14 protein-coding genes and 1 pseudogene are annotated in these 14787 nt (G+C 34.7%); 11 read left to right on the forward strand and 4 right to left on the reverse strand.

All coding sequences use genetic code 11. The features are described from left to right. A partial coding sequence (locus tag CQA66_RS05115; protein WP_181882241.1) for a bacteriohemerythrin occupies positions 1-196 on the reverse strand: 196 nt, incomplete at its 3' end. A 29-nt stretch (positions 197-225) separates the two neighbouring features. After that, positions 226-867 (reverse strand): bacteriohemerythrin, encoded by a 642-nt coding sequence (locus CQA66_RS05120; RefSeq protein ID WP_233707650.1) that lies wholly within the window; start codon positions 865-867, stop codon positions 226-228. A gap of 202 nt (positions 868-1069) precedes the next feature. Here CQA66_RS05120 and CQA66_RS05125 point away from each other — a divergent pair, with 202 nt between their 5' ends. Genes CQA66_RS05125 through glmU form a run of 3 tightly spaced genes read left to right on the forward strand, consistent with a single transcriptional unit; the run spans position 1070 to position 4512 of the window. Continuing rightward, complete coding sequence (locus tag CQA66_RS05125; RefSeq protein ID WP_233707651.1) at positions 1070-2008, forward strand: peptidylprolyl isomerase; 939 nt, start codon at positions 1070-1072, stop codon at positions 2006-2008. A 6-nt stretch (positions 2009-2014) separates the two neighbouring features. Continuing rightward, positions 2015-3091: an ATP-binding protein gene (locus CQA66_RS05130; protein WP_104762291.1), complete on the forward strand. Its 1077-nt coding sequence runs from the start codon at positions 2015-2017 to the stop codon at positions 3089-3091. A 59-nt stretch (positions 3092-3150) separates the two neighbouring features. Beyond that, positions 3151-4512, forward strand: a complete 1362-nt coding sequence (glmU, locus tag CQA66_RS05135) for a bifunctional UDP-N-acetylglucosamine diphosphorylase/glucosamine-1-phosphate N-acetyltransferase GlmU (RefSeq protein ID WP_104762292.1) — start codon at positions 3151-3153, stop codon at positions 4510-4512. A 425-nt stretch (positions 4513-4937) separates the two neighbouring features. On the opposite strand, the gene glyQ is transcribed toward glmU, so the two are convergent. Continuing rightward, positions 4938-5879: a glycine--tRNA ligase subunit alpha gene (gene glyQ / locus CQA66_RS05140; RefSeq protein ID WP_104762293.1), complete on the reverse strand. Its 942-nt coding sequence runs from the start codon at positions 5877-5879 to the stop codon at positions 4938-4940. Positions 5880-6110: 231 nt separating this feature from the next. Here glyQ and CQA66_RS09490 point away from each other — a divergent pair, with 231 nt between their 5' ends. Together CQA66_RS09490 and CQA66_RS05145 are read left to right on the forward strand one after the other, a co-directional pair. Next, a complete protein-coding gene (locus CQA66_RS09490; protein ID WP_233707652.1) occupies positions 6111-6308 on the forward strand; it encodes a hypothetical protein in 198 nt (65 codons plus the stop codon). After that, positions 6299-8305: pseudogene (locus CQA66_RS05145) on the forward strand (TonB-dependent receptor domain-containing protein). Before CQA66_RS09490 ends, CQA66_RS05145 begins: the two are co-directional and overlap by 10 nt. Positions 8306-8388: 83 nt before the next feature. On the opposite strand, the gene CQA66_RS05150 reads toward CQA66_RS05145, so the two are convergent. Further along, complete coding sequence (locus CQA66_RS05150; protein ID WP_104762294.1) at positions 8389-8646, reverse strand: FeoA family protein; 258 nt, start codon at positions 8644-8646, stop codon at positions 8389-8391. A gap of 115 nt (positions 8647-8761) precedes the next feature. Between CQA66_RS05150 and hisC the strand changes: the two genes are divergently transcribed. From hisC to CQA66_RS05180, 6 genes are read left to right on the forward strand one after another with little or no spacing between them, the layout of a single operon-like run. Continuing rightward, positions 8762-9862, forward strand: coding sequence for a histidinol-phosphate transaminase (hisC, locus tag CQA66_RS05155; protein WP_104762295.1), 1101 nt, complete (start codon positions 8762-8764; stop codon positions 9860-9862). A 38-nt stretch (positions 9863-9900) separates the two neighbouring features. Further along, positions 9901-11592 carry a flagellar basal-body MS-ring/collar protein FliF gene (gene fliF, locus CQA66_RS05160; RefSeq protein ID WP_104762296.1) on the forward strand — a complete coding sequence of 564 codons (1692 nt, stop codon included), beginning with the start codon at positions 9901-9903 and terminating at the stop codon, positions 11590-11592. A 32-nt stretch (positions 11593-11624) separates the two neighbouring features. Continuing rightward, the gene (fliG, locus tag CQA66_RS05165; RefSeq protein WP_104762297.1) at positions 11625-12656 is read left to right on the forward strand and encodes a flagellar motor switch protein FliG; all 1032 of its coding nucleotides are present in this window, start codon (positions 11625-11627) and stop codon (positions 12654-12656) included. Next, complete coding sequence (gene fliH, locus CQA66_RS05170; protein WP_104762298.1) at positions 12643-13452, forward strand: flagellar assembly protein FliH; 810 nt, start codon at positions 12643-12645, stop codon at positions 13450-13452. Before fliG ends, fliH begins: the two co-directional genes overlap by 14 nt. Before the next feature lie 30 nt (positions 13453-13482). Beyond that, positions 13483-14187 carry a 1-(5-phosphoribosyl)-5-[(5-phosphoribosylamino)methylideneamino]imidazole-4-carboxamide isomerase gene (gene hisA / locus CQA66_RS05175; protein ID WP_104762299.1) on the forward strand — a complete coding sequence of 235 codons (705 nt, stop codon included), beginning with the start codon at positions 13483-13485 and terminating at the stop codon, positions 14185-14187. A 59-nt stretch (positions 14188-14246) separates the two neighbouring features. Continuing rightward, positions 14247-14621, forward strand: a complete 375-nt coding sequence (locus CQA66_RS05180) for a chemotaxis response regulator CheY (protein ID WP_104762300.1) — start codon at positions 14247-14249, stop codon at positions 14619-14621. Positions 14622-14787: the final 166 nt, after the last annotated feature.

Here is a 14787-nt window from a genome sequence, read left to right on the forward strand (position 1 = left end):
CCATATATGTTTCTTCATCCCGAAAATGTGTTTTCATATACTCAAAAAGTGCCGCTAACATTTTTTTTATTTCTGCAGGATCAGTCTGCTTACCTATCATATTACCTGCCATATTTGCTAATTCGAAAAGCTTCTTGTGTTGCTCATCAATAAGGTAATTTCCAACGCTATATTTATCATCCCAAGCTAGCAACATAATAACTCCTACTGCTTGACTGATTGATCTTAGTTGACCTCATGATCGGTAACATATTTGATATTTGTTGTGCAATCTTGGCATTTATGTGTTTCTTCTCCACTTTGAATCTTTGCATGAATATCTGGCGCAATGTTATAAGTATTTCCACATAAACAAGTGTATATATGCATTACTCCTTTTTTGCCTTTTGCTTTTGTTTCCAAAGTGGAACTTTTTAGTATGCTTGTACTTTTATTTTCTGTGGTTGGAACATTTGTTGTGCTGGCTTGTTTTGCTCTTTTTGCTTTCATATCCTCTCGGTAATTATGATACCCCATATCTTCTTGTAGGATATGCTTTAAGAGCCATTGTTCCATGATGATAACAAGTTGTTGTTTGAAGTCATGCTTCATATTTTTGACTAGTAAAGTTATTTCTGCGATAATCTGCTTGTGTTTTTCTTTGTGAAGATTTAATCCGGGATACTGTATGCCTGCCATATATGTTTCTTCATCCCGAAAATGTGTTTTCATATACTCAAAAAGTGCCGCTAACATTTTTTTTATTTCTGCAGGATCAGTCTGCTTACCTATCATATTATCTGCCATATTTGCTAATTCGAAAAGCTTCTTGTGCTGCTCATCAATAAGGTAATTCCCAACACTATATTTATCGTCCCAAGCCAACATAATAACTCCTTTACTCATTAAAACTAAATAAACCATTAACTTGCTAAAAATTATAGCATATTACATAAAAATTTTTAATTATACTCTAACCAGACTTAATTTACTTGGTTTGAGAATTGTATAATGGGTTTAGTTAGTCGTTACAATGTTATTATTTAACTTTTCTAGTTAGAATCAAAGGGCTAAGAATTAGGAGAAAGCAATGGGTTATTATAAGGTATTTATTTTGTTTTTAGGATTCTCGATAGGCAGTATTGTATTTGCTTTAGAAGAAGCGCAGTTGCAAGCCACAAGGTCCGATACTCAAACTCAAGACATGCAAATAGATTCTCCTAAGCATACAATTAGCTACAAAAAGAGAAATATTGTTGATGGCATTGCCCTTTTTGTCAATGGAGAACCTATTACCCTCTATGCAATTTCCCAAGCAGAAAAAATGCTCAATACAGACAAATTGCGAGCCACAGATTTTCTTATTATGGAAGAGTTACGTAAAGAGGAAATTAAGCGATTAAAGATAGAGGTAACAGACGCGCAAATAGATTCTCAAATTAACCAAATAGCCGAGCAAAACAACATGAATTTGAATCAATTTTATGCAGCAGTTGTAAAAGAGGGCATGTCATTAAGCGAATATCGCGCAAAACTTAAAGAGCAGATGTTAATGCAAGATTTGATGCGTAAGATCTTATTTTCGAGTAATATAGGACAAGAAGATGAATTGCGTAAATATTACAATGAACATTCAGAAGAATTCCTTATCCCCAAAAGAGTGCAAAGTATTAAATTTGTTAGTAAGGATAAACAAAGCTTGGAATCTTTTATACGATCGGGACTTTCTTCACCATTACCTAGCAATATTGCAAAAGGCGAGGAAGAGTTAGAATTAGAGAGCTTGCCACATCAGATTGCAGATGTGTTTCTTACTACGTCGCAAAATACCTTTACTCCAGTTTTGGAATCAGGGGAAGGTAGTTATGTTGCATTTTTTGTGAAAAATAAACTTGATATAACCCACGTGGATTTTGAGAAAGCAAAAGGCTATATTGTTCAAAAACTTATGATGACTAATCAAGAAAAGATTCTTGCAGAGTATTTTGAGCGCGTAAGAACTCGCTCAAAAATTGTGTTTATTCGCTAGAACAATATGGAGAGAGAACATTATAGAATCAAAGATTTCATTCCGCGTAGTTTGAGTGTGAAATCGCATAGAGTGTATCTTTCTGGTTCTCCTTCTAGTGGTAAGACAACATTAGCGTTAATGGGAGAGGCTGTTTCGTCTCTTTGCTATATTAATCTTATGTTTGCTTCTAATAAGAAGTTATTGCAAGAAGCAAAAAAGAAATTATTATCTGTAGATTCAGGAATCAAACTTATTGTAATTGACAATTACCGAGAAGGTTTTTTAGATAGCGAATTACTTTCGCAATTGGATGAAATAAGAATTATTTTGATTGGTAAATATGCCGTTTATAAACAAGATTCTATGCTTAGAGATTTTTCTTACGTAATATTACGACATTTGAGCTTTGAAGAATATTTGGCTAGCGATACAAAGAATCTTGGCATAGAGTCTCTTTTTGGAAATTTTATCCAATGTGGTAATGCACCTGAAATTTATCATTTACCTCGATTCCAAAGAGAGCAGAGAAAGTGGCAGATCATGAGGCTTGCCTTAGAAGAGAATCTTGCTATTTTTTGTGCTATGTTGTCCTTCCAATCACTAAAGATAACTACTAATAGCCTTTATACGCAATTAAAAAATTGTGTACAAATTTCTAAAGACCGTCTTTATCCCCTCATAGAAAAGCTGCAAGATGAATATATTATCTCTGTATGCGAGCATACCAACAACATAGAATCAAAGCACAAAAGATATAAGTTATATTTTTATGATTTTTCACTTTTTGTGTTTGCTGATAATAAGCATTTTTTGCGCATGTACGAAAATATGGTTTATTTAGAGCTTATTGCGCGTGGGTTCATGTTGTGTTACGATGATTACTTTGATTTCTTAGACAAAAAGAAGCGAGTGTATTTTCTGTGTATGCCTTTTGCAAGCCTAGAAAGCATACAATTGCGCATCAAGAATCTTCAATCTATGTTTACAACTCGAGATAGACAACTCATTATTGTGTCTATGAGTCTCAATAAACAATTAAGCAAACATATCGACATTGTGGATTTCACGAGTTTGTATAATCTTAGCACTTTAGAAGCATGAGCTGATAAGAATCCAATTTATAGTATAATCATCGTATAAGTTTCGTTAAAAGGTTGGATATGACATCAGTTGTTATTTTAGCTGCTGGGTTGGGGACAAGAATGCGTTCTACTGTTCCAAAAGTGTTGCATAAGATTTGTGGCAAAAGCATGCTTGATTATACTATTGATACTGCCTTAAGTGTGAGTTCTGATGTGCATGTTGTTTTATTTCATCAAGAACAAGTGATTAAAGAACATATTGAGCAGCGTTATCCTCTCTATTTACGTGATAAATTACATTTTCATACGCAAATGTATGCTAAGTATCCGGGTACGGGTGGAGCACTTATTGCAGAATCTTCCGAAGAACATGAGCAAGTAAGACTCTTGCCATTACAGGGAGACAGGGTAATTGTCATGAGTGGGGACACGCCTTTTGTAGATGTTGCAGATTTAGAAGTATTATTGCAGAGTCGCGCAGATATTTGTGTTGGAATTTTTGAAACAAACAATCCTTATGGCTACGGTCGTATTATTACCACAAATAGCAGCGGGAATCCATTGTGTATTCGCCAGATCATTGAAGAAAGAGACTGCACACAAGAGCAAAAGCAAGTGTCTCTTGTCAATGGTGGAGTGTATTGTTTTCAGAAAGAGATTCTTTGTAAGTATATTGCTTCATTATTACCAAATAACAATCAAAGTGAGTATTACCTTACGGATATTATTAGACTTGCTGCACTTGATGGGGTATTAATAGCTGGGCATATTTTAGAATCAGAGCATCTTTTAGGGATAAACTCTAAGGTAGAATTAGCAAAAGCGCAGGATATTATGTTGGATAGTTTGCGATTAAAGGCAATGCAGCAAGGGGTAATTATGCGTATGCCTAAGAGTATTTATATAGAAAATGATGTGGTGTTTGAGGGGGAATGTATCCTTGAAAATGGCGTTTGTATCACAGGTAGAAGTATCATTAAAGATTCCCATATCAAAGCACATACAGTAATAGAGAATAGCAGTATTATCAAGAGTGATATAGGACCTAATGCCCATATTCGCCCGTCTTGCATGATTACCAATTCGCATATTGGTAATTTTGTGGAGTGTAAAAACGCCAATCTTACGGGTGTTAAAGCTGGACATTTGAGCTATCTAGGAGATTGTAGAATCGATGAAGGAAGTAATATTGGTGCTGGAGTGATTACCTGTAATTATGATGGTAAAAAGAAACACCAAACACTAATTGGCAAGAATGTATTTGTGGGGAGTGATTGTCAATTGGTTGCGCCATTAGAAATACAAGATAACGTTTTAATTGCGGCAGGCAGCACGGTTACTAAGAGTGCAAAATCTGGATCTCTTGTTATTGCAAGGCAAAAACAGACTACCCATGAAAATGGTTTTTTTCGCTTTTTCGAGCAAGATAAGGAATCTTAAAAGACAAAATAGCAAGCAAATACTTATAGAAGTAGGTTAGGTTACTACACAAACAATAAGATTCTATGAAACTATCTTGAACAAGAGGAATAAAAAGTTCAATGATTTTAACGAGAAGTGAGTAGCCGCATTCTTTGTTGATAAGAAAGTTTAGTCATAACAGCTTAAATATAGCCAATGAAAAGATAATATTGTGTTGGTGTACTGATATTAAATGTAGTCTTATATTTAGTATAAAATTCATAATATTTTAATATTTCTCTCTAAAATCCATAAGCCGAAGTTATATAGTTATATGGATAACTAAAATATTTATATCTGTAAAATAATCAATTCGTAGAGAATTTGAGATTGATTGATGTATTGTCATGATTTGTAATTGAGTTTATGTTTCAAGCAGTGCAGATTCTAAAACTTACTCTGTTTTATAACGTATTCTTAGTGTTTTCTAATCTCTGTGCCCTTTCTTTTTCTTGTTCTTTATAGCAAATTGCACAACCTTTCGCAAGTTGTCGAATCTTAAGAATATATTCTTGTCTTTGTGAAACCGATAATGCCCCTCTAGCGTCAAGTATATTAAAGAAATGGCTTGATAATATTGTATAGTCATAAGCCGGTAGTGGCAATTTTGATTCTAGGCAGTGTTTCGCCTCATTTTGGAAGTTTTCAAAGGTTTGTAATAAAAATTCAACACTTGCAATTTCAAAATGGTACTTGGAAAATTCATATTCTGCTTGTAAATGAACATCTGCATAAGTTTTTGTCGTGTGAGGCTGGATTTTATCATGTCCATTCCATGCAATTTTAAATAGAGATTCTACTTCTTGTATATACATTGCTAATCTTTCAATACCATAAGTAATTTCTACGCTAATACTTTCGCAGGGAATACCACCTACTTGTTGAAAATAAGTAAACTGCGTGATTTCCATGCCATCAAGCCATACTTCCCAGCCCAATCCCCACGCACCGAGTGTAGGAGATTCCCAATTGTCCTCTACAAAACGAATATCATGCGCATAAATATCAAGCCCTAGAGTACTTAAGCTCTGCAAATAAAGCTCTTGAATATTGTTTGGCGACGGCTTAATAAGTACTTGAAATTGATAATAGCTTCCTAGACGGTTGGGATTCTCACCATAACGACCATCAGTTGGTCTACGTGAAGGAGCCACGTAAGCTACCGCCCATGAGGTTTTATCCAAACTTCTTAACAAAGTTGCGGGGTGGAAAGTACCAGCTCCCGCGGGTAAATCATAGGGCTGCAGGATAATGCAACCTCTTGTAGAATCTGCTTCTTGTTCATTAAACGTTGCATTTGCCCAAAAGGATTGTAATCGTAAAATAATTTCTGAAAATGAAAGCATAATCAACCTTGACCTTAGGATAATGTCTAATTATACACTACTGTGATTAGCAATTGGTGTTTTGAGAGCATAAATATTCGTCTATGTAACTTTATATATTAATAATAAATATTAAATTTATATATTTTTAAGTTTTGTTATGATATTCTCTATATATTATGAATATCAAAAAGTAATTGATATTAATTTGATTTTTCCTTATGATTAATTTATATATAAAGGTTATTAACAATGAAAAAGGGAATATATGTAAGCCAAATCCTTCTCTTGATGGTAAGCTTGTCTGTTGTTCATGCAGAGGATTCCAATTCGCAAATGTTGCTGGCGCAAGTCAAAGAGACAAAATCTTATATACTTGATAAAATTATCACTACCGCTACGGGTTTTGAACAAGATATTAAAAATGCTCCAGCTTCTCTATGTCTGTAATTAGTAATAAAGATTTACAGAGTCGCCCTATTAGGGATTTAAGTGAGGCTATTGCACAAATACCTGGTGTAAGTGTTGATGTTGGAGCAACAAGCTTTGGTGGTTTTGCAGTCTCCTTACGGGGTATGCCGGCGAGCTATACTCTTTTTCTTGTCGACGGTGTAAGGCAGGATAGCGATCAGGAGACATTTCCTAATGTGAATTTCTCACAAGGTTCTTTCATGCCTCCTATTGCGGCTATTGAAAGGATTGAGGTTATTAGAGGTCCTGCTTCTACAATCTACGGAAGTGATGCTATTGGTGGTGTTGTGAATGTGATTCTTAAAAAGAGTTTTGATAAATGGGTAAGCAATGCTACACTAGAGGCTACAGCACAAGAGAGGCAAATATTCTCTAATTATTTGGGTGTTTCGCTTTTTACTGCTGGTCCTCTAGATTCACTTAAGAAATGGTCATTGCAATTAAGAGTAAAAGACACGTTTTCTTTTTCTCCCTTAGAGAGGCTATCTAATCTGAACTATAATCCTTCAGATGCAAATTCAACGCCCACATTAGGACCGAATGAAATTTCACTTATTGGTGCTGGCAAAAGCAATCAATACCAAATAGGCACGCGATTGGGATATGCAATGAATGAGCATAATTATTTCTATACTGATTTTGCACATTTTGGTCAATGGTATGATCCTCATGCGTTTGAGAATACTCTTTTCATGCGCAATAATTTTCTCTTAAGACATCAAGGTAGTTATGGTACAAATGGTATTATTCGCACAGATTCAAGTGTGCAGTATAATAGCAACTACAATGAAACGCGCAATAGATTAGGGCAGGATATAGTCGCAGAGCATAAGACAATTGTTCCATTTTGGCGTATGAAAGTTATAGCTGGAGGACAATACGTCTACAACACTATTACAGCACTTAATGGTACGAAATTTGGGGGCGATGTTCCCACATTGCTTGATAGGCACAATTTTAGTATTTTTGCTGAAGATGAATATATGATTCTGGATAATGTAATTCTTACATTTGGTGGAAGATTAAACGTCAATTCAAGTTTTGGTTTTAATTTTTCTCCACGAGCTTTCTTTATTTATCATATCATGGAGGATAGTATTTGGGGTTTTACATTGAATTTGGGGGTGTCTACTGGCTATAAAGTTCCCACAATCACACAAGTTGCACCCGGTTGAAGCTCTAGCACAGGCAGAGGTGCTATTAGGATATATGGGAATCCGGATTTGCAACCAGAGTCTTCGATTAATAGTGAAGTTACTCTCATGCACGATACAGATTGGCATGAAATAACTCTTACAGGATTCTATACTGATTTTAGAGATAAGATTTCTAGTATTGCGGTAGCCGTCGGTGGCGCATTGCCTGCAGGATTTATATGTCCTAGTGGAAGTGCTGTTGGCAGTATTCAACCGGGTTGCCAAAATCCTATCAATGTTGATACCGCGCGAAGTTATGGAATTGAGCTTGCAGCCCAGCTTAAGCCACTTGATATAAAAATCGGAGATATTGGATTCACACTTTCTTATACTTGGAATAAGAATGAGGCAACTTCAGGAGCTCAAAAGGGATTGCCTCTTGCAAATATTCCTGAACACACTCTGAATATGGCTCTAAATTATTCCTATCATGATATTTTTGGAATATTTTTACGTGGGGAATTTCGTGCGAAACAATTGCGAACGAATATTTTAGGTAGGAATAGCACCACCTCCGCTTTAGAGACGATTCTTGCAAGCAATCCCAATGTTAGTAGATACTATAATCCTTATTTTCTTGTACATTTGGGAGGTAACTATAATATTACGAATTTTTTACGATTAAATTTTGGAATCTATAATTTATTAAATCAAAACTTTGTAGATTTTTATATTATTAATAGCAATGCCTCTGGACAAACAACAAGCACTGCTTATAATAATTATGCTAACATTTATGAGGGTAGGCGATATTATCTTTCACTTAGTATGGATTTTTAAACGTAATTGGATAGAGATTCTAATAATAGAAGTCAGTTGAATAAAACAATATGTACTTTCTTAATTTCTACAAGTTCTTTATTTTAGATTTCGTGATTATGTGCTGAATCTTTTTGATATTCTTTAACATTAATGAGACGTGCCTCTCTTTTTCGTAAGGCGACGTGATTACCATGTACGTTAAAGCTGTAAGTGTCTTTTGCTAGAGAAGTGTGTTGCAATACGGCAATATTCCCCTCGCATAATCCCATTGCATAGAATCTCTGTTGCAAGTCATAAGAAGCAGAATCAATCGAAGTAATGAGATATTGTTTATTAAATTGAGAATCCACAAGTGTCATAGTAATGCCTTTTTGCTATATTTTTGCTATATATTGCAGTTAAATTATAGCGTAAAAGGTTAAATTTTAATATTTATGTTACAATATGCAAATTTATAACAGGTTAGGGTTTTTTATGAATTTTCATAAACATTTATCTGATTTGCCTACTTATCAGGCGGGTAAGCCTTTGGAAGATGTGATAGCTAGCTATCACATTCTTCCAGAAGATATTATAAAATTGGGTAGTAACGAAAATCCTCTTGGTGTTGCTCCTAGCGCAAAGGAGGCAATAATAAAATACGCAAATTTAGCAAGTGTTTATCCCGATGATTCTTACAGAGACATTAAAGAATCGTTAGCCAATAAATATCAGATTCAAGCACAAAACATTATTATTGGTAGTGGGAGCGATCAAATTATCGAATTTTGCGTACATGCGATTTGCGATTCAACAAAAACTGTGCTTATGGCGCAACATACTTTTGCTATGTATGAAATTTATGCAAAACAGTGCAATGCTAAAATTATAAAAACGACTGATTTTTTTCATAATTTGGATTCTATGAGAGAAATGTATCGCATGTATAAACCCGAGATTATTTTTCTTTGTACTCCTAATAATCCTTTGGGTGAAGCACTAAAGAGAATTGATATAATGGAATTTTTAAATGGGATTTCTGCAGATTGTTTGGTGATTCTTGATTGTGCTTATATGGAGTATTGTGCCTATAAGGATTTAGACTACGCTGTTTCTCCGAAAGACATTGTGAATCTTCCGAACGTAATTTACCTGGGCACTTTTTCTAAAATCTATGGTCTAGGAGGAATGCGTATCGGCTACGGCATTGCCAATAATGCTTTAATTGCCCTGCTGCATAAGTTACGTCCACCGTTTAACGTAACAACTTTAAGCCTCAAGGCAGCGAATGCGGCATTATTAGATACGGATTTTATCAATAAAACGCTTGATAATAATTTAACACAAATGCAAGAATATCGAAAGTTTGCAGAAAAATATTCATTGGAGATTCTTGAGTCTTATGGAAACTTTGTAACTTTTTTATTGCACAATAAGTTAAATTCTATTAAAATAGTAGCTTTGCTATTACAGCAAGGTATTGTTGTTCGGGATTTGACTAGTTATGGATTAAATGCTATAAGAGTTACAATAGGTATGCCTAAGCAGAATGAGATTTTTTTCCAGAAAATGGCAGACATATTGGATAGTTATTGATTCTATTGAATAACAGATTATGATGAGGAAAGTAGATTGTGGATTTTAAAGCAATATTTGTGCAATTACAAACTCTTATTAATAAATTAAATAGAAAGCAGCAAATTGTCGTTTTAGTCACGGTGATTGTAATTGTTGCCTTTTTATCATATCTTCTTGTTTCATCATTAGGTGGAAAACAAACAGGAACTTCAGACGGTTATTCGGTATTGTTTTCAGCTGAGAATCCTAGTGATACAGGTGCAGCTATTTCTTACCTTAAACAACAAAATATTCCCTATCGTATGCCAAATGAGAATACTATAGTTGTTCCTCAAGAAAAAGTGTATGAAGTTCGGAATGAACTTGCTATGCAAGGAATACCAAAAGGAAGAGTAGACTACGGGATTTTTGATGAGAGTACTTTTGGACAAACTTCTGAAGAAATACGTATTAAAACATATCGTGCAAGAAAAGGTCAGTTAGAACAAACACTCATGGTTCTTAGCCCTATTAAAGAAGCAAGAGTAGAAGTTTCTGAACCAAAAGATGATGTTTTTGTTCGTGATAAGGCTCTACCAAAGGCAAGCGTTGCATTAGTTTTATATGAAAACATGAGTCTTAGTCCAAAACAGATATTTGGAATCAAGAATCTTGTTGCCAATTCTTTTAATGGCTTAATTCCAGAAAATGTTTTTATTACCGACCAAACCGGCAGAGCATTGGGCGAACAAAGTCCTGATGAAGTGGAGAATGAAAGGGCTTTTAAAGAATTACAATATCGGATTCAAGCTGAAAGGGAAACTGCAGCCAAGATTCAACAAGCCATTGCGAGATACGTTGGCGGTGCTGATAGAATGAGCGTTAGCGTCAACATGGAATTTGATTTTGGAAGACAAGAGAGTGTAGAAGAAATATATAGTAAAGATTCTGCTGTCGTTAGTGAAACCGCACTAGAAGAAAAACGGGAAGGTTTAGCACCTAAAGATCCAGGTGGTGTTCCAGGTGTTATTAATAATATCAAGGAGGTTAATGATTTAGATGGTGGAAATAGGGAAAAATATGAGAAATCTCAATCTGCTACCAATTATTTACCCGACAAGAAGCAAACCACTACAAAGGTGCAATATCCACAATTAAAAAGAATGACAGTGGCTGTTGTAGTTGATGGTACATATACAGAAGTGGTTGATGAACAGACAGGCGTTATTACGATGAAATATACCCCTAGAACCGCAGAAGATTTGACAAATATTCAGAAAACTGTTGAAGCTGCATCTGGATATAATGCTGAAAGAGGGGATATAGTAAGTGTGGTTCCTGGTCAACTTAATGCTGTTGGTTCTGGTATTCCCCCTCTTACGAATTTTGAAAAAGTAGCACAAGCCGTAGAAAAATATCTTGGTCCATTTATGCCATTGCTACGTTACATTTTGGTAATTATTGTGTTATTCTTCTTTTACAAAAAAGTCATTGTTCCATTTGCAGAGAGAATGCTTGAGGTACATGAAGAGGAGGAGGTTGAACAACAACCACTCTTTGATTTTGATGACGATGATGATACCCTTAACCGTGCCAATGAAATGAGAAAAAGAGTAGAAGAGCAGTTGGGTATTGGAGATGGATTCAACGAAGATGCCGTCAAGTATGATGTTTTACTAGAAAAAATTAAAGAGGCGATAAAGACAAAACCAGATGAAGTGGCAGGATTATTTCAAGCATTAATACGAGATGAAATAGAGATGAAATAGAGATGAAATAACATTGTTTTGAGGAGTACACTATGGCTACGACATTAACACAAAAGCAAAGAGCACAATATGATGAGCTTTCGATGTCTGAAAAAGTAGCTATCTTGCTTATTCAGGTTGGTGAAGAAATTACAAGCGAAGTGTTTCATCATTTAGATATAGAATCTATTACAGAAATAAGCAAGCATATTATGCAGCTTGGAGGCACAGATAAGGCAGTTGGGGCAGCTGTTTTAGAAGAGTTTTATACAATTTTACAATCTAACCAGTATATTAATTCTGGTGGTGTTGATTATGCAAGAGAATTGTTAATACGTACGCTCGGTCCAGATGTTGCCAAAAGAGTGCTTGACAAACTTGCAAAGACAATGCAATCTACAAAGAATTTTGGTTATCTTGACAAGGTGAAGCCACAACAACTAGCCGACTTTATTGTGAATGAACACCCACAAACTATTGCATTGATTTTAGCACATATGGATTCAGGTGGTGCAGCTGAAACCTTAGGATTTTTTACTGATGAATTGCGTGCGGAAATCGCTATTCGTATGGCAAATTTAGGCGATATTTCTCCTTCTGTTGTTAAACGTGTTTCGGCTGTGTTAGAACAACAAGTTGAATCTCTTACAAGTTATAAAGTTGAAGTTGGTGGTCCTCGTGCTGTTGCGGAAATGTTTAACCGCATGGGACAAAAAACCTCAAAAGCAACTCTTGCCCAGATTGAACAAAGAGACGAGCAGCTTGCTAATGAAATTAAAGAAATGATGTTTACATTTGAGGATATGATTAAACTTGATAAATCTGCAATTGTTGAGATATTAAAAGTGGCTGATAAGAAAGATTTAGCATTGGCTTTGAAGTCTAGCGCAGACGAGTTGAAACAGAAATTTATGAGCAATATGAGTTCTAGAGCAAGCGAACAGTTTGCCGAAGAGATACAATTCCTTGGAGCAGTTAAGGTACGTGATATTGAAGCAGCACAAAGAAAGATTATCGAAATTGTTCAGAATCTTTCAGAACAAGGTTTAATCCAGTTGGGAGAACAAGACGATGTTATCTCGTAGCCATAATCTTATACAAGAAGAACAGATGAGTAGTCATGTTGTAAATAAATACCAATTTAAATCTATACAGGCGATGCAAAAACCTGTGCAACAGAAAGAAGAAATGACTCCAGATTCTTATGAAGAGGAAGCCAACACGGGGCAACTAGAGAATAAAATTGATAAAAATGCAATTACTAGTTCTTTAGAGAAGGAATTGATTGAGAAATTATTGCATAAGAGCGATGAGCTGTCTGGCAACTTAGCAAAGTTGCAGATACAATTTGAGAAATCTCAAGCAGATATGCAAGAAACAATTAATAAAACCAATGATGAATCATACAAAAGAGGTTTTGAGGAAGGTAAAAATGAAGCAAGAGCGGAAATGGAATCTCTTATTAATCAAGAACGAGAAAAGATTGTTCAATCTCTCATTACATTAGAAAGTACCTTGAAGCAATCACAGACTCATTTAGAAGATTTAGAAAAAGAATTAAGTGGTATTGCAATAGATATGGCAAAGGAAGTGATTATTAAGGAGATTGATGAAAATTCACAAAAGGTTGCATTAGAACTTACAAAGTCGCTATTGTCAAACATTATGGAAGCCACTCAAATTGGCATTAAGGTGAATCCAATTGACTATGTTTTTCTTAAGGAAAATTTAAAAAATAATGAGAAAGTCCAGCTTGAAGCTGATAATGCAATATCGCGTGGTGGAGTAGTTATTGCATCAAATTTAGGGAATCTTGATGGCAATATTATGTCGCGTTATAAAATGCTTAAGCAATCAGTGTTGGATAATCTCAAAGAATGATATAATTCTATTATTGGTAGAAGGATATTTATGGAAATTTTCCCCGCTATTGATTTACTAGATTCTAAGGCTGTACGTTTGACTAAGGGAGATATTGCAAGTACAAAGGTTTACGGTGAAGCTTGTGATTTTGCTAAATATTTTGAAGATTGTGGTGCAAAATGGATTCATATTGTAGATTTAAATGGAGCATTTGAAGGTAGTCCAAAAAATCTTAATACAATAGAGAGAATTCTTCGTGATACTTCCTTAAAGATTCAAATTGGTGGTGGTATACGCAATGAGGAATACATTAAGCGATACAAAGAGAGTGGTGCGACTAGAATTATTCTCGGTTCAGCCGCACTCAAGGATCCATTTTGGGCAAAAGATATGGCAAGCAAATATTCGATAGCTATTAGCATAGATTCTAGAGATTCTAAAGTAGCTACAAGCGGTTGGCTTGAAAATAATGATATTTCTGCATTAGATTTTGCAGGACAATTTTACAATTCAGATGTAGAGGCAATTATTTGCACGGATATTGGAAGAGACGGGCTTTTGTCTGGAATTAATGTAGATTTGACTTGTAATATCGCTAAATGCAGCGGTATTTTTACTATTGCTAGTGGTGGATTTTCTTGTGCAAAGGAATTAGAATCTTTACAATATTACAGTGAAATATCTGGATTAATTATTGGAAAAGCATTTTATGAGAAGAAGCTTGATTTTAAAAAATTAAAATTTACTTTTTAGTTGAAAAAAACATGTTACAATATGAGATACTTAAAGTTTAAACTAGTGAGGAGCAGAAGTTGAAATTGCTTGTAGTTGATGATAGTTCTACAATGAGAAGAATCATAAAAAATACTTTGCAGAGATTAGGATATGAAGATATTTTGGAAGCTGAACATGGAGTAGACGCGTGGAATCAAATGACGACCATAGAAGGGATAAATGTTCTCATTACCGATTGGAATATGCCTGAAATGAATGGTTTAGAGTTAGTGAAGAAAGTCCGAGCGGAAGATAAATATAAAGATATACCTATTATTATGGTAACTACAGAGGGCGGTAAATCTGAAGTTATTACTGCTTTAAAAGCCGGAGTTAATAATTATATTGTGAAGCCATTTACCCCTCAGGTTCTTAAAGAGAAACTTGAAGTTGTTTTAGGGCTTAATGAGTAGTTTAGTAGTATATTCATCCTTATTTATTTTTAAGATTGCTGCTATTATTTTATATTATATTTGATTATACTTGTATTCCTTTCTTAGTCTTTTATCAGATATACTTAATATTTAGTTTGTAGTTTTAATCGTTTCACAACTGAGTTGAGCGATAAGTTTACTATTT

The organism is Helicobacter aurati (assembly GCF_003364265.1).
GTDB lineage: Bacteria > Campylobacterota > Campylobacteria > Campylobacterales > Helicobacteraceae > Helicobacter_A > Helicobacter_A aurati.